This is a genomic window from Acidithiobacillus sp. TH-A36 (assembly GCF_057473445.1).
On record NZ_JBYCKP010000087.1, the window covers coordinates 1 to 17,028 of the forward strand.

General features: G+C 51.7%; 18 protein-coding genes and 2 pseudogenes. 12 read left to right on the plus strand and 8 right to left on the minus strand.

The genetic code is table 11. The annotated features are described in order from the left end of the window. Window positions 1-338 (plus strand): hypothetical protein (locus AC2VLY_RS02500; RefSeq protein ID WP_486921714.1); only part of this gene is annotated, 338 nt, incomplete at its 5' end. Here the strand turns inward: AC2VLY_RS02500 and AC2VLY_RS02505 are convergent. Continuing rightward, a complete protein-coding gene (locus AC2VLY_RS02505; protein ID WP_486921715.1) occupies window positions 318-1,061 on the minus strand; it encodes a flagellar brake protein in 744 nt (247 codons plus the stop codon). The genes AC2VLY_RS02500 and AC2VLY_RS02505 overlap by 21 nt on opposite strands. 211 nt (window positions 1,062-1,272) lie before the next feature. Between AC2VLY_RS02505 and motD the strand changes: the two genes are divergently transcribed. The 11 genes and pseudogenes from motD to AC2VLY_RS02560 all read left to right on the plus strand — a co-directional run bounded on the left by motD (window position 1,273) and on the right by AC2VLY_RS02560 (window position 10,769). Next, entirely contained in the window at window positions 1,273-2,118 is an 846-nt protein-coding gene (gene motD, locus AC2VLY_RS02510) for a flagellar motor protein MotD (RefSeq protein ID WP_486893670.1), read from the plus strand. 366 nt (window positions 2,119-2,484) lie between these two features. Next, window positions 2,485-2,901 (plus strand): chemotaxis response regulator CheY, encoded by a 417-nt coding sequence (gene cheY, locus AC2VLY_RS02515; RefSeq protein WP_193650621.1) that lies wholly within the window; start codon window positions 2,485-2,487, stop codon window positions 2,899-2,901. After that, complete coding sequence (locus tag AC2VLY_RS02520; RefSeq protein ID WP_193650620.1) at window positions 2,901-3,392, plus strand: protein phosphatase CheZ; 492 nt, start codon at window positions 2,901-2,903, stop codon at window positions 3,390-3,392. Before cheY ends, AC2VLY_RS02520 begins: the two co-directional genes overlap by 1 nt. Before the next feature lie 4 nt (window positions 3,393-3,396). Beyond that, window positions 3,397-5,496: a chemotaxis protein CheA gene (locus AC2VLY_RS02525; protein ID WP_486893673.1), complete on the plus strand. Its 2,100-nt coding sequence runs from the start codon at window positions 3,397-3,399 to the stop codon at window positions 5,494-5,496. After that, on the plus strand, window positions 5,496-6,116 hold the full coding sequence (locus AC2VLY_RS02530; protein ID WP_193650618.1) for a hypothetical protein: 621 nt from the start codon (window positions 5,496-5,498) through the stop codon (window positions 6,114-6,116). Before AC2VLY_RS02525 ends, AC2VLY_RS02530 begins: the two co-directional genes overlap by 1 nt. Then, window positions 6,094-6,843 carry an oxygen-binding di-iron domain-containing protein gene (locus AC2VLY_RS02535; protein ID WP_486921716.1) on the plus strand — a complete coding sequence of 250 codons (750 nt, stop codon included), beginning with the start codon at window positions 6,094-6,096 and terminating at the stop codon, window positions 6,841-6,843. The genes AC2VLY_RS02530 and AC2VLY_RS02535 overlap by 23 nt, the downstream gene beginning before the upstream one ends. A gap of 153 nt (window positions 6,844-6,996) precedes the next feature. Beyond that, window positions 6,997-7,683: pseudogene (locus AC2VLY_RS02540) on the plus strand (methyl-accepting chemotaxis protein); the annotation flags it as partial. Between the two features lie 78 nt (window positions 7,684-7,761). Beyond that, window positions 7,762-8,115 (plus strand): CZB domain-containing protein, encoded by a 354-nt coding sequence (locus tag AC2VLY_RS02545; RefSeq protein ID WP_227485162.1) that lies wholly within the window; start codon window positions 7,762-7,764, stop codon window positions 8,113-8,115. A gap of 10 nt (window positions 8,116-8,125) precedes the next feature. Further along, window positions 8,126-9,082 carry a chemotaxis protein gene (locus AC2VLY_RS02550; protein WP_193650615.1) on the plus strand — a complete coding sequence of 319 codons (957 nt, stop codon included), beginning with the start codon at window positions 8,126-8,128 and terminating at the stop codon, window positions 9,080-9,082. A gap of 496 nt (window positions 9,083-9,578) precedes the next feature. Continuing rightward, a pseudogene (locus tag AC2VLY_RS02555) lies at window positions 9,579-10,451 on the plus strand (methyl-accepting chemotaxis protein); the annotation flags it as partial. Between the two features lie 21 nt (window positions 10,452-10,472). Next, window positions 10,473-10,769, plus strand: coding sequence for a hypothetical protein (locus tag AC2VLY_RS02560; protein WP_193650613.1), 297 nt, complete (start codon window positions 10,473-10,475; stop codon window positions 10,767-10,769). Window positions 10,770-10,952: 183 nt separating this feature from the next. On the opposite strand, the gene rluB is transcribed toward AC2VLY_RS02560, so the two are convergent. From rluB to AC2VLY_RS02595, 7 genes are all read right to left on the minus strand, one after another. After that, window positions 10,953-11,804 carry a 23S rRNA pseudouridine(2605) synthase RluB gene (rluB, locus tag AC2VLY_RS02565; RefSeq protein ID WP_300249730.1) on the minus strand — a complete coding sequence of 284 codons (852 nt, stop codon included), beginning with the start codon at window positions 11,802-11,804 and terminating at the stop codon, window positions 10,953-10,955. 91 nt (window positions 11,805-11,895) lie between these two features. Next, window positions 11,896-13,203, minus strand: a complete 1,308-nt coding sequence (locus AC2VLY_RS02570; RefSeq protein ID WP_193650708.1) for a sulfide:quinone oxidoreductase — start codon at window positions 13,201-13,203, stop codon at window positions 11,896-11,898. 148 nt (window positions 13,204-13,351) lie between these two features. Beyond that, on the minus strand, window positions 13,352-13,849 hold the full coding sequence (gene scpB, locus AC2VLY_RS02575; protein WP_193650611.1) for an SMC-Scp complex subunit ScpB: 498 nt from the start codon (window positions 13,847-13,849) through the stop codon (window positions 13,352-13,354). Then, the gene (locus AC2VLY_RS02580; RefSeq protein WP_486893676.1) at window positions 13,842-14,654 is read right to left on the minus strand and encodes a segregation and condensation protein A; all 813 of its coding nucleotides are present in this window, start codon (window positions 14,652-14,654) and stop codon (window positions 13,842-13,844) included. Before AC2VLY_RS02580 ends, scpB begins: the two co-directional genes overlap by 8 nt. A gap of 11 nt (window positions 14,655-14,665) precedes the next feature. Continuing rightward, window positions 14,666-15,877 (minus strand): tryptophan--tRNA ligase, encoded by a 1,212-nt coding sequence (locus AC2VLY_RS02585; protein WP_486893678.1) that lies wholly within the window; start codon window positions 15,875-15,877, stop codon window positions 14,666-14,668. Further along, window positions 15,877-16,536: a site-2 protease family protein gene (locus tag AC2VLY_RS02590; protein ID WP_486893679.1), complete on the minus strand. Its 660-nt coding sequence runs from the start codon at window positions 16,534-16,536 to the stop codon at window positions 15,877-15,879. Before AC2VLY_RS02590 ends, AC2VLY_RS02585 begins: the two co-directional genes overlap by 1 nt. A gap of 68 nt (window positions 16,537-16,604) precedes the next feature. Continuing rightward, a partial coding sequence (locus tag AC2VLY_RS02595) for an L-threonylcarbamoyladenylate synthase (RefSeq protein WP_486921717.1) occupies window positions 16,605-17,028 on the minus strand: 424 nt, incomplete at its 5' end.

A 17,028-nucleotide genomic window follows, 5' to 3' on the forward strand; every position in this document is an offset into this window, starting at 1 on the left:
TGATCACTTTTTTACTGGTTGCTCCCAAGCACTTTAATTTACATTATTCCCAAGCTCCGTATTTTGCCAAAACGTCAGGAGTACCCATGCTAATGGTAATACTTCCCCAAACGGAAAACGGCATGCTCCAAAGCAACTCACTGGCCCCGCTCTATTTTCTCCCCGAAACCAGACAGTTCGGACAATGGATTGTGGAACGTCACGAAATGCCCCCTGAATCATTAAGTGCTTCACATCTACCACCGGCTGAACTTCAAGCTCAGATTATTGTTCCCATTCAGAAAATGAATATCCAAAAAACTGAAGGAGATCAATCCCTAGCGACTGGCGCGGCGTAGGCATTCACGATCGTAACGTAGCGTATACTGAATGATTTTATCCTCCAGCGCAGCAGGCAAATGCATAAACGCCAGACCTAACTGCTGAACCGCGCCTTGGGTGTGAATTCCTGGCCCCAGATGACAGACCTTAGCCTCTACTGAACAGGCTTGCCCCTGAAACTTAAACTGAACCCGAGCCAGGAGTTCACCCTGAGTCACCGGATAGTCCTGTGGCGCTGTGATGGCGACACGCATACCACCGGCACCAATATCCACACATTCGCTCTCTACGGCCATTGCCCCATAACGTTTTAATAGTACAGAAGTTTTATTGGACGAATCGACCGCTGCACGCAATGTACTCCGTCTTTGCCATTGAAAAACCATTTCGGGTCGCTGGATACGAATGGCCGCAAAACGCTGCCAGATAAGTTGCTCTACAACCACCGTCTGAAAACCAAGGGGCAATGCATCGTCAGTCCACAGCAGCAGATCTTCACCGGCGAGCGCATAGGCATTAGCCGCTTCCGGCGTCAGAGCATCCAGAATCAGGCTCTCATTAAGCACATCATCGTACAGCAAAGCGGCGTGCCCCACGAAAGTGCCGGGTTGCCCTACCAGGACCTGCATATTTTGCTGGTTTTTCACCAGGGACTGGAGTGCGCGTTCGCACGCTGTTTTTAACGTCAAACGATTGGCATCTACAAACAATTTACCCAACCGGGTTTCACCATTGATCATGACCGCTTCCTTCTCACATCCATCCATATGTCAAAAATTTGACAAAACCAATAAGGTTGACCCTGTATTGACGACCTTTCAGCAGAATTCATGCCGTTTCACAGCCAGCCCGATCAGACATAAATCTCGCTTATTTTTCGAGCGGACACTGCAAACGTGAAAAATCGACTAGTTAATGGTTCAGCGTATGGAGAACACAGGAGATTAGGGGATGGCACGCAAAAAAAAAGCAGAAGAAGAATGGGAAAATCACGAACGATGGCTGGTCTCTTACGCCGACTTCATTACCCTGCTTTTCGCATTTTTTGTGGTCATGTATGCCATTTCTTCAGTAAACGAAGGAAAATACAAGGTATTATCAGAAACCATGGTATCCGCCTTCAGTGGTCAACCCTGGTCACCCGTCCCGATAAGATCGGATACCAACAGCCTTACCCAAACCCCGATAGTCCTGCCGGCATTACCGAAAGTGGCCACCCTGGACCCGGTTCCCCATATCCAGCAAGGTCAGGTATCACCCCGAGCACATGAACCCAAACCCCCGGCAAATCCGGAAATGCAAAAAATTGAAGCACAAATGAAAGCCTTACTTAAGCCATTGATTGATCAGGGTAGTGTTGCCATCCACCGCAGCAATTTGGGGGTTGTCATTGACTTGAATGCCAAGATTCTCTTTCCATCGGCGCAGGCACAGATCAGCGGTAATGCGCGCGACACCTTAGGCAATATCGCCAAAGTTCTGGCGCTGGTACCTTATCAAATCCAGGTGAACGGCTTCACCAACGACCTGCCCATCCGTACTCCGCAATTTGCCTCCAACTGGGCACTATCTGCAGCGCGGGCCGTATCCGTCGTCGAACTGTTTATTGAGCATGGGGTCAACCCGCATCATCTGGTCGCTGCCGGATATGGCAAATACCATCCTGTTGCATCCAATAATACCGCAAAGGGTCTGGTCATGAATCGTCGTGTAAGCATCGTGGTAGTTGCCCCGCAAAACCCCAGCGAGGCAGGAACAGACCCGATCATGGCTGGCAACATCAGTCAGCGCGGCTGATTGCCCATGTAAGCATTCTTTAACCTGAAAACGGCAGTTGCCGTGGGAGCTTTGCAGCGACTTTTGTTCCGCGCCGTTGTTGTTCTTGGCGAAATCCAGCGCCCGTCAGGAGAGCTGTCTGAGCCCGCAGGGCGAGTTCTCTCCTGACAGCAAGATGAACCTCAGAACAAGAGGCAAGGAACAATGGAGCAAAAAGCACCCACGGCAACTGCCATTTTTAGATTTAATCAAGCGGCTTCAGTTTTCCCGGAGATGTGCCGTATTGAAGAGCAGAACATCTGCACTACTCCATCCAGACAGGTGGAACAGGAATTGCTTTTCCAACTACAACGGGTGGGGTGCGACTCAAGGAGGAGATCAGCATTTATGGGTATTGATCAGGTCGATAAGGGCATCCACATTTTAGTGGTGGATGACTTCTCTACGATGCGGCGAATTGTACGCAATTTGTTACGCGAACTCGGTTTCAGTAATTTTGATGAAGCCGAGGATGGCGTTCAGGCATTACAAAAATTGCACGGCAGACCCTTTGATTTCGTCGTTTCCGACTGGAACATGCCCAATATGCAGGGAATTGATCTGCTGCGCGCCATCCGCTCAGACCCGCAACTCAAACATATTCCGGTACTCATGGTCACCGCTGAGGCCAAACGCGAAAACATCCTGGAAGCGGCCCAGGCTGGAGTCAACGGCTACATCGTCAAGCCTTTTACTGCCGACACCCTGAAAGAAAAGCTGGATAGCGTGTTCAAGCGTCTTCAGGCGGCTCAGGGAGGCCAGTGATGACCACACAAAATCTACTGGATCCCAATCGTCTGCTCAGTGAAGCGGAGTTACTGCTGCGTGAAGGCCTGAAGCGGATCGCCAATAGCGCCGAAGAAAATTTGTCCGGTGCACAAAATCCTCTGGAAGAAGCCCTGCGCTTAACCGAAGAGCAGACCATGGCCACTCTCGCCGCTGTCGAAAGAGCGCAGGATGCGGTAATCACCATTCGTAATGCGCACAATAGCTATATTGATGAGCCCTTGAAGCATATTGAAAGCGCCTTGCTCGTGATTCTGGCCAGCCAACAGGGGCAGGATCTTGCCGGTCAACGCTTGAAAAAAGCCATCACACTGCTTCGGGCTGTTGAAGAACGTATACGCCTTACCTTGGCTGAAGTAGGTATGGAATCAGCCAACAATATCGCAGAGGAAAACACCGCAACCGCCAAGGCCAATCCCAGCATTAATCAGGATGAAGTGGATAGCTTGCTGGCAGAGCTGGGGATCTAAAAACATGGACATGGAAATTCTGCAGGATTACTTGCCGGAAGCTCGGGAACTCCTCGAAAAAGCTCAGGACGACACCCTGCGTCTGGAATCCGATCCGAACAATGATGAAGTGCTCGCCTCCGTATTCCGGGCTTTTCATACACTCAAAGGGGGAGCCGGTTTTCTCGAAGCCGAGCATCTCGTCAGTTGGACCCATCATCTGGAAGACCTGCTGGACAAACTTCGCTCACACAGCTTGATCGTTAGCGGACCCATGATCGATGCTATCCTGCGCGGTCTTGATGTGATTGATGACATGCTGCAACAACTTGCCAGCGGAGAAAATCCCAGTCCAGGACCAGAACAACTAGGCCAGACCATTCAGAATCTGGCGTTAGGCAAAGGACCCATGGAAAGCGCAGCGCCTCCTTGCAGCCGCCCACCTGCAGAATCCATGTTGTTGGTCAGCCAGCGACCAACAGCTACCGGTGAATCGGGACTGTTCCTGGAACACTCTGAATCAGCACCTCACCCGGAATCACAGAGCAATCCATCCGGCCCACACAGCGAAATGGCAGCCGAAGAAATTACCGGCGCAGAGTTTGAGGCCACTCTCGACGCCCTGTATGGTAACAAGGCTCCGGGGATGTGCGATGGACCGGATTCCGGCAACCAGAACAGTGGCCAAATTTCGCCAGAAGAGTTTGAGCAGGTACTGGATCAACTCTACGGCCAGCAAGCTCCAGGTTATGTCCAGCCAGCGCTTGGCTCAGCCGTTTGTGCAAGTTCGTTAGAATCAGAACAAGTCACTGCTGAGCTTGTTCTGCCAACAAAATCGGTCCGTACAGAAACTGTCCAACCCCGGGAAGCTTCAGGCAAGGCAACACCACCTGCGCGCAGTAGCGCCACCGCACAGGAAGCAGCCGAAACCACCCTGCGCGTTGATGCCGCCCGACTGGACGCCGTAATGAATCAGGTGGGTGAACTGGTTTTGCTCCGTAACCGACTGAGCTCCGCCATCGGCAGCCTGGGCGAAGAAAATGAAGACATGCTGCGCATCGCCCGAGAGGTCGACCTCACCGTCAACGACATTCAAAGCACCGTCATGCGTTTGCGCATGCAACCCTGCAAGCGTCTGTTTCAGCAGTTGCCCAGAGTAGTCCGGGATGCTTCCCGGCAACTCGGCAAAGAAGTTGCGCTCGAAATTGTGGGCGAAGACGTGGAAATCGACAAAGCAGTGGTCGATGCGCTGTCTGGTCCAATGACCCATTTGCTCCGCAACAGTCTCGACCATGGCGTTGAGTTACCCGCAGATCGCCAGGCCGCAGGGAAGGCGCGCAGTGCCAAAATCAGTGTTGCTGCTGTCCATTTGGGCGATAAGGTTCGCATTGAAGTCTCCGATGACGGGCGCGGCATTGATAGTCAGTTTGTCACCCGGAAAGCGGTAGATAAGGGGGTCATCACTGCTGAGCAGGCGGCTCGCCTCTCGGAACAGGAAGCGGTTGAACTGATTTTCCGCCCCGGATTTTCTACCAATGATCAGGTTACCGATATCTCTGGACGTGGTGTCGGCATGGATGTGGTCAAGGAAACCGTTCGCAAGCTGCGCGGGCGCCTGGACATTCAGACTAAACCAGGTTTAGGTACGAGTATTTCCATGGAGTTTCCTTTGACCATGGCGGTATTACCCGTGCTTTACCTCCGTTTGCGGCGGGAAATCTACGCTCTGCCGGTATCCAGTATTGACAGTCTGGTGGACATACAGGAAAGCCGGATTCATCGCATGAGTGGTCGCAGTGTCTATCGGGTAGACGGTACTGAAGTCATCCCCATGGTAGATCTCGGCAGGCTTCTTCATGATCGCCCCCTCCATTTGGGATCAGAACCTATAGAGGGAATATTGACAGAGCGTGGCTTGATTATGGTTTCTGAAGTGCTCGGGAACGAGGACTCTGTGGTCAAACCCATTGATTTCCTGACTGAACAGAACTGGTATCAGGGCGCTACCATTTCCGGAAAGGGAGATGTGGTGCTGATTCTTGATGCCGGCACACTGGCTAACCATGTGATTGATCATGGCGATGATTCGACCATCATGGATATTTTCTGCAAAGGAGCCGCCTGATGGATATTCAGCACATCATGGGGGTCGTCGATGCGTCCTTTGCGGCAAGGCAAAGTATCGAAAAGGCATTGCGTGATATTGATCGGCGCGCACTCAATGCCATGGTTCTGGTTAAACGTCATGGTAATGCCCTGGCTGGTTATGGTGTAGTAGCCCAGGCCTTCCGGGAAAGAGCGGCCATTTTAAAGACATCAGCCTCCCATCTTCAGGAAAGTATCGCGCCACTCATTGAAGCTTATATGCGTATTTTGCAGCATCAGCGCTTTGTTCAATCATTCCAGGAAATGCTCAGTGACAGCCCGCTGCATGGCAAGGCTTGTCCCAACCTGATCAGCACCCAGTCCAAATGGCAAACAACCATCCATGAAGAGGAAGCCACCGCCAGAAAAATTCTGGTCCAGTTACTGGAAGCCGTACAAACGCTTCAGGAAGGTGTTGAAGAACAGGAATACATCGTCACCAACGGCCGAATCGAAGCGGCCCTTGCAGAAAGTACCGGAGCCCCGCTGATGCGGGTTTCCCGGGATATGGGCGAAGCCGTCCGCACCGTCGCGCAGGCGATTCGTAGCTATCGCCATCAACTGGAGAGTCTGGAACATGAAAGCAGCACCCGTCTTTGAAGCAGGCAGCCATCGCTGGTGGATCATTTATGATCAGGACGAACATCGGGTTATTGATTCCAATGTTTACGTCATGGAGTCGAAGGGACAAAGCATCATCCTTGATCCGGGAGGATTTGAGATTTTCCCCCAGGTATTTGCAGCCATGGTGGAGGTCATTCCGCCTTCCAGCCTGAAAGCAGCCTTTGTTTCACATCAGGACCCCGATATTGCTTCCAGCTTGCCGCTTTGGCATGCCTGTAACGATAAAATGGAATGGTACGTTCCCAAGCTATGGGAAGGTTTTATTCGTCATTATGGTGCGCTCAATGCACCGCTGCAAAACATTTCAGATGAAGGCGGGGAGGTGATGATTGGAGGGCGGCGGCTGGAATTTATACCGGCTCACTACCTGCATTCTTCAGCCAATTTTCATGTTTATGACCCAGAAGCTAAAATCCTGTTTTCCGGTGATGTGGGTGCCGCATTATTACCCCCCGGCCATGACGCCTGGGTAGATCGACGCGATAACACCGGTCGCGCTTTTGAAGAACATATCAAAAAAGCCAAATATTTTCATGAACGCTGGATGCCTTCCAATGCCGCCAAGAAAAACTGGATAGAGCTGGTGAGTCAATTGGATATACAACATCTCTGCCCTCAGCATGGGGCTATTTATAGTGGTGACAACGTTAAGCGTTTTCTGGACTGGTTCGACAAAATCAATGTTGGCACGGCCATCATCTAATAATCAGCGGAGGAAAAAATTATGGATAGAATAGCACTCGAAGAATATGCGAAATCACTTTTGGATCCCTTACCTAGCCTGGAAATGCTCTGTGAAGCGGATGAGGCCATGGAAAATGTCATTTTTTACATGAATCCCGCAGCGCTAAGTATCATGAATTTTCATCATCAAAAATTAAATCCTCTATTACGCGGCGCAGATGTGCGCAACGCCCTGCATTACTCCATTCATCAATTTCATAAAGATCCGGAACGGATTCGCAATATCTTTAGGGAGTTAGCTAAGGGAAACATCAAGCAACATCAAGCAGAGCTAAAACTGGGAAAAATTGTTTTTGGGTTAAATTTTACTTTGTTACGCGACACTTCCGGGTCGCCTATTGCCTATCATGCCAGCTGGCAGGACCTGAGCGATCAGCGTCGTGTTGACGAACTATCAACAAGCAGTTCCAGAAATGCCAACGACAACGCGCAAACCCTCTCCCGCACTACGGCCGAAGTGGACGAAGCCATGGAGACCGTCAATAAAAATCTGATTTTGCTGGAAAAAACCAGCGAAGAAAACCATCAGGCCACTGCATCACTCACGGGTCAGGTGGTCGCTATCAGTCGAATTGCCCAGACCATTCGTGAAATAGCCTATCAAACCAATCTTCTGGCACTGAATGCGGCCATTGAAGCCGCTCGTGCCGGAGAGCATGGCCGAGGCTTTGCGGTAGTTGCAGACGAAGTGCGCAATCTCTCCAAACGCGTACAGGAAGCCACTGACGAGGTTCAAAATAACATTTCAAGGATCACTGCAACTGCCCAAAATATTGATACCGTTGCACAGAAAAATCAGCATCAGGCCCAACAATCCATGGATGTTACCCAAAATTTGCGCAAGGAAATAAAAAGCCTTCGCACGCTGGCACTTTTCATGTCTCTGAACGCTGCCCGCCAACACCATGATTTACTTGCCCAAAAGCTGCAGGATGAAGTAATAAACAATAGGCATCTCATGCAGATGGAAGACATTCAGGATTACCTGACCTGTGGCTTGGGAAAGTGGTACGAGGGTTATGGAAAGCAGGTGCTGGGTAATGAAGCAGAATTTGTCGCCCTGGCCGAGCCGCATCGACAATTTCATCAGCGCGCGCGGGAACTGCTGGCTGCTCATCAAGCTGGCGATCAGGAAAGTACTAACAAATTACTGCGGCAGGTCCTGGATATTCGGGATAATATTTTCCAGCATATGGACGCGCTGAGCGCGATCATTCAAAAAACCTATTGAGGATTGGATCATGAATCAGTTACTGCGGGAAGTTGATGAACGCGCCCAGCTTGCGGGCACCAACAAGTTTGAGCTGCTGGTATTCCGTCTCGGCATGGATCCCAAAATCAATAGCCGCGAACTTTTTGGGATCAACGTGTTCAAGGTCCGTGAAGCGCTGGTCATGCCCAAAATCACACCCATGCCCGGTGCCCCTGAACATGTGATGGGCGTCGCCAACATACGCGGACAAATCATTCCCGTCATCAATTTACCGGAGGTGGTCGGCTGTAAAACTGAAGGATTAAACATCTTGCTGGTTACAGAATATGAACGCTCGGTGCAGGGATTTGCCGTTGAAGATGTCGAAGAAATTGTCCGACTGGAGTGGAGTCGCGTACTTTCTGCTGAGGGTGCTGCAGTGGGTGGCTTGGTCACCAGTCTGGCACGGCTGGATGAAGACGAAGAAACTGCACGTCTGGCTCTGGTGCTGGATGTGGAGCACATTCTTCGTCTGGTATTGCCATCGCGTTTCAAGGCTGGAGACGAGCTCGTGCAGCAACATGCCGTAGAAATTCCCAAAGGTGCCGTCATTCTTTATGCCGATGATTCTGGTGTTGCTCGCAACCAGATCGAAAAAACGCTTAAAAGTTTGGGCCTGGCTTTTATAGGGACCAAAACTGGTAAGGAAGCATTAGAACGTTTAAAACAACTGGCGCAAGATGCCAAAACGGCAGGTATCCCACTTCGTGATAAGGTAGCACTGGTTTTGACTGATCTCGAAATGCCCGAAATGGATGGATTTACACTGACCCGCCAGATTAAAGAAAATGAAGCCCTCCGTAATGTACCAGTCGTCATTCATTCATCGCTATCAGGCACTGCCAATGAAGCCCATGCGCGCAGTGTCAACGCTGATGGTTATGTCGCGAAGTTTGTTCCCGACGAATTGGCTCGCGCCATCACGAATGCTATTCGCCTCCACTAAAATCTCACCATGACGAGGCTACGCCATGTCCACTGAAAAACATACCCTGCTTTCCCTGTTTTCCGCCTGTCTGGATGGCGATGCAGAAACGGCACGGTTGATTCGAGATGATCCTGAACTCGGAAAAACCATTACGCCGATATGCGACTGGCAAAAAGCACGCCTCAGGCGAAGCTGTAAAGTTCTGGATCATCAAGTTGCGGCCCTGGAACAAACAGCAGAAAGTCACCTGCTGGGTATGGATTTAGAGCAGGATTTACATACTGCACAGCTGGATAGCCAATCCTTGTATGATCAGGCCGAGGCGGTCATAAAAGCGGTGCGCAGCACGGCTGACAGTATTGGCTCCAACCAGTCGCTAGCGGAAGCGACCTTACGCGATGTCCAGATGGGAAACGAACGTCTTTCCATATTGATTGGAGAAATGGATCTGGTCGAGCAAACTGTCACTGACATGGGGGGAACCGTAGAGGCATTTCTGCAACAAACCCGTACTATTACCACCTTAGCCGGCAAAGTGCAGGAAATTGCCAAGCAAACCAACTTGCTGGCTCTCAATGCCGCTATTGAGGCTGCACGCGCCGGGGAACATGGGCGCGGTTTTGCGGTAGTTGCCGATGAAATCAAAAAACTGGCGCAAAGTTCTGCTCGTGCTGCTGCTGACATACGTAGTTCTGCAACCACCATCAACAAAGGCGCCATACAAGTTGAAACTGGCGTCAGCGCCAGTGTGGAACATTTGCGTCGTGGTGGAGATGCGCTCGAAACAGTTGCCGAGGTCCTGGGTATGGCCAACCAGTCTGCACAAAAAACCCGTGAAAACATTGAAAACATTGTCAGTGGTGGTGCCCGGGAAGTTGTCGCCGCTGAAAGCATGGGTACACACATGAGTTCCTTGCAGCAGTCGATGGGACAGTTTGCCCGGCAATTCCAGGCTATCCGCCAATGCCTCGATCATGTTCGTGATGAACTCACGCATGCCAGTGAAGCAGCCATGCAGGGTGATCCGGCGCTGGCTACTCGACTGACCGTAGTTAAGGCAGACCATGTTTTATGGGTAGGCCGGATTCTGGAAGCGATTAGCGATAAAGCCAGCCAGATTGATGTCAATAACATTAAAGACCACCACCAATGCCGTTTAGGACAATGGATGGACAGCATGCTGGAAACCCCCATCGCTCAATCTGAAGCCTTTATTGCCGTACAGCAGGTGCACCCGCAAGTACATAAGTTGGGCCTCGCCATGATTAATGCCTTAAAAAAAGGAGATAATGCCGCTGTTCATACTGGTGCCGATCAGCTGAAAAGTCTCAGCACCATGGTGCAACAACAACTGGATAAACTGCGCGACCATGTCATGGGTCACTGAAAAAAATGAGCACGAAATATCATGGCAAAGGACAAGAAAGAACCAATAGCTGATAAGAAATTTAATCCCAAGCGCCGCAGTAGCTCTACTGTCAGCGTAAAAGGTTGGGCGATCACCTGGTTATTGGCCATTATAGCTGCTGAATGGGGACTGCTACCACAACCCTTGGGATTCGGTGGGGGGTTCCCTTTCTGGATACCTGTAATAATGGATGTATTACGTTTTTTTGTTATATGGTTCGCAGCACACATCATCACCCGGATAATTTTTGCTGCTTGGGAAATTATCGGTGAGTATTATCAAGCTTCAACGAAATAGTTTTGCAAAAAAAACCTGTGGCCAACCATGAAATATCCGCATCATAATTTTCTGGATTAATGCGCTGTGCCCGAGAAAATTCCTGAATCTTGTTTTCCGGCCTTAACAAACAAGTCCGCACCTCGCCAACGGGGATTATGGATTGGGTCATGAGTTCCATCGAATCCATTACAATACTCTCATTCAAAATTTGGATCTGGATGAACGAGATGTGCCTGGATGCCGCTCCGATGATGATTTTTTTGAGTTGTGTGACCTGGAATCTGCCACTCCATGTTCGGCCATCGGCCTTGCCGGATTCACCCAATTGACACTAGCGAGCAGATTATCTCGTTCTTCATCGGGCAACTCATCGAAATAACCATTCTTGAGTAAACGCGGCATTTCCACCACGCCATAGCGCACTCTAATCAAACGGCTGACTGCCAGGCCCAAGGCTTCAAACAGACGGCGCACTTCCCGATTGCGACCTTCAGCAAGAGTGACGTGATACCAGTGATTGGCTCCCTCACCGCCGGCTTCTTCAATTTTGAGAAATCGCGCTTCCCCATCTTCCAGCGCCACGCCTTTCAAAAGCTGGTTTTGCTGTTCGTTACTCAAAACACCCAGAATGCGGACGGCATATTCTCTTTCAATGCCCGCACGGGGATGCATCAAGGCATTGGCCAAATCCCCATCATTGGTGAGAAGGAGGAGTCCTTCCGTGTTATAGTCCAAACGGCCAACGGCCACCCAACGACTGCCACGCAACTTGGGCAAGCGATCAAAAACAGTTGGACGACCATCGGGATCATTCCGGGTAGTCAGCTCCCCTGCCGGCTTGTGGTAACGCAGCACCCGCAGTCGCGGGCGAACCCAGGAAGGAATCCGCAAGGCTTCTCCATCTACCGATATTTTGTCCTGCGGTGTAACCCGATCCCCCAGTTTGGCGACCTGCCCATTCACCTGAATACGACCGGCAGTAATCCATTGTTCCATCAGCCTTCTGGATCCCAGACCAAAGCGTGCCAAAACTTTTTGTAATTTTTCATCCATTTTTCAAAAATCTCCGGGCATGCCTCATGGTAGTTTTCAGGATAAAAAACCCCGCGCGAGGCGGGGTCTGATGTTTTGCTGCGGGTGATGCTCAGGAAGCTTTACGATGTGGCGGTACTTCTTCCTTGAGGCGGGTGATGCCCATCATCTTGAACAGCACTTTTTCATAGAAAGGTTCGGAAACACCCATTTTCATCTTGCGAATGAAATACTTTTCAAAGGCCACCTTGGCCAGATGCACCCAGCGACCATAGGCAAATACGTCTACCTTACGGGGACGCAACTGCGGCAGGGCTACGAAAGCTGCGCCACGATCACCCATGTCGGCAAAACAGACGGCATTCCAGGTACCCATGGTCTGCTCACCTTTGCGACCTTCCAGGTCCGCTTTGATATTGTGCACCGCAGCAGAAACCATGGATTCGATCATGTAGCCGGTCTTGGGGGCACCAGTAGGCACCGGTGTGGCTTCCACCGGAGGAATCGCAATGGCAATACCAGCAGCGAAAATGTTGGCGTACTTCTTGCTGCGCTGATGTTCGTCTACCAGCACAAAGCCGCCCGGATTACACAAACCTTCAACACCAGCTACGGCAGGAACACCCTTGAAAGCAGGAATCATCATCCCGAACTTGACTGGCAGGGTAAATTCCTTGGCTACTTCACCCTTGTCATTGACCTGGGTGACAAACATTTTCCCATCTTCCACTTTGGTGATCTTACAATTGGTGTGGGCTTCAATACCTTCTTCCTTGAGTCCCTTGGTCAGGATTCCGGTAGAATCACCGACGCCCTGAATACCCAGATGGCCCAAATACGGTTCGCTGGTCACAAAAGTGAAGGAGGGGATTTTGTCACGCACGCCGCGTTTTTTGAGGTCAGAAGCTACAATCATGGCGTATTCGTAAGCTGGCCCGAAACAACTGGCACCGGCCATGGCACCGATCACAATGGGACCGGGTTCGGCAAGAAGCGCCTGATAGTCCTGATAGGCTTTTTCCGCATGGTCCACCGTACAAATGGACTGAATGGGACCTTCGTGCGGATCAGACCCCGGCACATTTTCAAAAGCCAGTTTCGGTCCGGTGGCAATCAGCAGATAGTCATAATGCACCTTACTCCCATCAGCCAAGGTAATTTCCTGACCTTCAGCATCAATTTTTTCCGCTGCCTTGGGAATAAAATGAATGCCCTTGCGTTCTACATAAGGTTTGATGGGAAAAGCAATATCATCACGTTTGGTCCAGCCCACGCCTACCCAGGGATTGGATGGTACAAACTGGAAATAATCATTGGCGCTGATGAGCGTCACTTCATGCCCGGAACCCAAGGCCTCCTTCATTTCATAAGCTGCAGGCATGCCACCTGTACCTGCCCCTAAAATCACCACATGTGCCATTGGTCTGCTCCTCGTCACATTTTTGACCACACCTAACCCAATGCGGATGTCGGCATCCTGATTAACCGTCATCAACAAATTCCAGGAAAATATGCGACCATATTATCAAGTCGTCAAATAAGTTTTTTCTACTATTAAAATAATCTTTCTATTTACCGGTGATTGCTACAGGCAAATCTTCCAGGGAAGCCAAAGCAAAATGCTGCATAAATTCAGAAGTAGTCGCCCAAAGTGCTGGTCGACCAGGGCTTTCGCGATGGCCCACCACAGCAACCCAGCCAAGTTCCTGTAACTGCTGCATGATGCCCGCACTCACCGATACTCCCCGCCAGTATTCAATTTCCGGACGGGTAACAGGCTGTTGGTAAGCAATAACCGCCAGAGTTTCCAATACGGCTTTGCTTAAAGGGCGGGGAGCTTCTACATGCAAACGGGCTAACAGGGCATGATGGCGATGATGAACCTGCAGGCGGTATCCGCCCGCTACGGCAACCAGCTGCATGGGACCTTCGCCGGTAGCCAGCAGAATTTCCAGTGCCGCTTCCCAGCCCGCATATTCCGGATCGTCGGCGAAAATGCCAGCCAGTCGTTCCCGCGACAGTGGTTCTGCACTGGACAAAAACAAAGCCAGCAAGGCCTCACGCATGCTGCGGAGCCTCCATACCCGCAATACGTACCTGCCAGCCACCTGCGCTATCTTCAAGCAGTTGCAAGGCCTCCTGGCGCAACAACTCCAAAATGGCCAGCAAGGATATAGACAAGGCCTGCCGGCTCAACTCCGGCAACAACTCAAGCAGTTGCCAGGGACGATGGTCCCGACGGCAGCAGAGCAGCACTTCCACCATGCGCTGCCGCAAACCCATGGCCGGGTTGGAAAGCTGATGGACAGGTTGATCGCGTCGTTCAGGGCGCTGCTGTATGCGCAACCAGGCCGCAGCTATATCACCCAGTTCGAGCAGAGGCGGAGACGGGGACAATGCCGCATAGGGGACCGGATTGACCGACCAGAAATCCCGCCCTGACTGCGGCAGGGATTGGAGGATTTCTGACTGGCTTTGTACCAGCGCCAAGGCTTCAAGACGGCGCACCAGCTCCAGTCGCGGGTCCATTTCCTCGTCTTCACAGACGGGCGGCACCGGAAGCAGCATTCTCGCCTTGATTTCCGCCAACCAGGCTGCCATCAGCAGATATTCTGCGGCCAGCTCCAGATTCCGTCGCCGGGCTTCCTGCAGGTATTGCAAATACTGACGGGTAACTTCCGCCACCGGAATATCGCGAATATCCATACGGTTACGGCGGATCAGCCAGAGCAGCAACTCAAGGGGTCCGGAAAAGCTGTCCAGGAGCAACTCCAGGGCATCGGGAGGTATGAATAAACCCTCGGGCAAGATGTCCAGGGGCTGGCCATTGACCCGTAGGGTCTGCCCCATGCCAGCATTTACCACAGTCACACGAACATCACTCAGTCATTACCCTGTTCGTGAGCCAGGCCCATGGCGGAGCGCACTTTTTCCATAGTCTGCCCGGCCCTGTTGCGGGCACGTTGCGCACCGGCATGGGCAATTTCCCGCAATTGCACCGGACGCGCTGCCCAATATTCGGCTCGTTCGCGAATAGGTGCCAGCTCCGCGAGCACCGCTTCAATCACGGGCTGTTTGCAATCGAGACAGCCAATACCGGCACTGGTGCAGCCCTGACGCACCCAGTTTTGAGTCTCTTCACTGGAATACACCTGATGAAAACCCCATACCGGACATTTTTCCGGAGTACCCGGATCAGTCCGCATGACGCGCGCCGGATCAGTAGGCATGGTACGGATTTTCTTGCGAATCAGTTCCGGATCTTCCTGTAAGGGAATGGTGTTCCCATAGGATTTACTCATTTTTTGACCATCCAGGCCCGGCAATTTAGAAGCAGCAGTCAGTAATGCCTGGGGTTCCCGAAGAATTTCACGCCCCTTCCCTTCCAGATGCGCTAAGAGCTGCGCCTGCATCAGTGGACTCAGTCCTGCCTGTTGCCGGAGAAATTCAGCCGCTTCAGTGATGGCCAACAAATCCCCATTTTGTTGAAAACGCTGTTGCAACTGGGCAAAAGTTTTGGCAGCACGCTTGCCCAGGGCCTGCAACCCTCTTTCAATCTGCTGCCGGGTTTCCGCATCACGGCCATAAAAGCTGTTGAAACGTCGAGCCAGCTCCCGGCTGATTTCCAGATGTGCCACCTGATCGGCTCCTACGGGCACCTGTTGGGCCTCGTACAACAGAATGTCCGCCGTCATCAGCAGCGGATACCCGAGGAAACCGAAGGTCGCCAGATCCCGTTCCCGCAGTTTTTCCTGCTGGTCCTTGAAAGTCGGCACGCGCTCCAGCCACGACAAAGGCGTCAGCATCCCCAGCAGCAGGGCCAATTCGGCATGTTGGGGGACATGCGACTGAATAAACAGAACCGCTTTATCCGGATCAATTCCCACCGCCAACCATTCAACCAGCATATCCCACACGGCGCTACTGACACCTTCAACACTTTCATAATGGGTAGTCAGGGCATGCCAGTCTGCCACAAAAAAATAGCACTCGCCCTGATCCTGCAACCGTACCCAGTTTTTCAGTACGCCATGATAATGACCAATATGCAAACGCCCGGTCGGGCGCATTCCAGAGACAATAATTTCTTTCATTATCCAGCACCTACTGCCAGGAAAAAATGATAAACCCATAAAAACAATGGGCCCAGTACGTTCCACAAAATGCCGGTAAAAAGCAGCACAATGAGAATAATAAACCCATAAGGTTCAACCCGGCTGAGGGCGATGCTGGCAGAAGCCGGCAACAAGCCTACGGCAACCCGGCCGCCGTCCAGTGGCGGAATCGGTATCAGGTTGAAAATGATCAGGATGACATTGATGATAATGCCCGCCTCGCCCATCAACTGCATGGGTGTAGCCACATACGCCAGAGCGCCGGGAAGATGCCCCCCCAACCACAGCACGGCCGTCCAGAAAATGGCCATCAGCAGATTGGCTGCGGGTCCGGCGATAGCTACCCAGACCATGTCGGTTTTCGGCTTTTTCAGGCCACTAAAATTGACCGGCACCGGTTTGGCATAACCAAACAGAAAGGGGGAGTGAAACAGCAACAAAATACCCGGCAGGATAATCGTTCCAAAAGGATCAATATGTTTCACCGGATTCAGGGTCAGGCGTCCCATGAGCATCGCCGTGGGGTCACCCCGCTTCCAGGCCACCCAGCCGTGGGCGACCTCGTGCACGGTAATGGCAAACAGCACCGGAATAGCCCAGATCGCCAGGGTACGAACAAAATGTGTGATATCAAACATGGTCGCGAGTATATCAGCAGGAACTACCGGCCACCTAATGCAGCCCGTTTGCGGAACCGTTGCCAGGATTATTCCAACCCCAGAGCAGCCGGATCTCCCGCCCCCTTGCGCAGCAGTTGCGGAGGCCATTTCAACAAATCAATGATGGTCGAGCACTGAGCCCGCCCCTGTTCGGCGAGGATCACCTTATCCACCTGATTTTCGAGCAGCGTGCAAATTTCTTCCGGATCAGTCAGCGGAATATCGGCTTCAGGCAATTGCAGAGTCGAACACATCAAGGGTTCACCCAACTCTGCCAGGAGCATTTCACAAATGGGATGAGCTGGAATTCGCACCCCAATACTCCGCTTTTTGGGATCCGCCAGACGCCGTGGAACGTCTTTGGTGGCTGGCAGAATAAAAGTATAAGGTCCAGGCAAGGCTTTACGCAGCAAAGCAAAAGCGCGGTCATCCAACTTGGCATATTCTGCGAGTTGGGCAATTCCCGGAAAC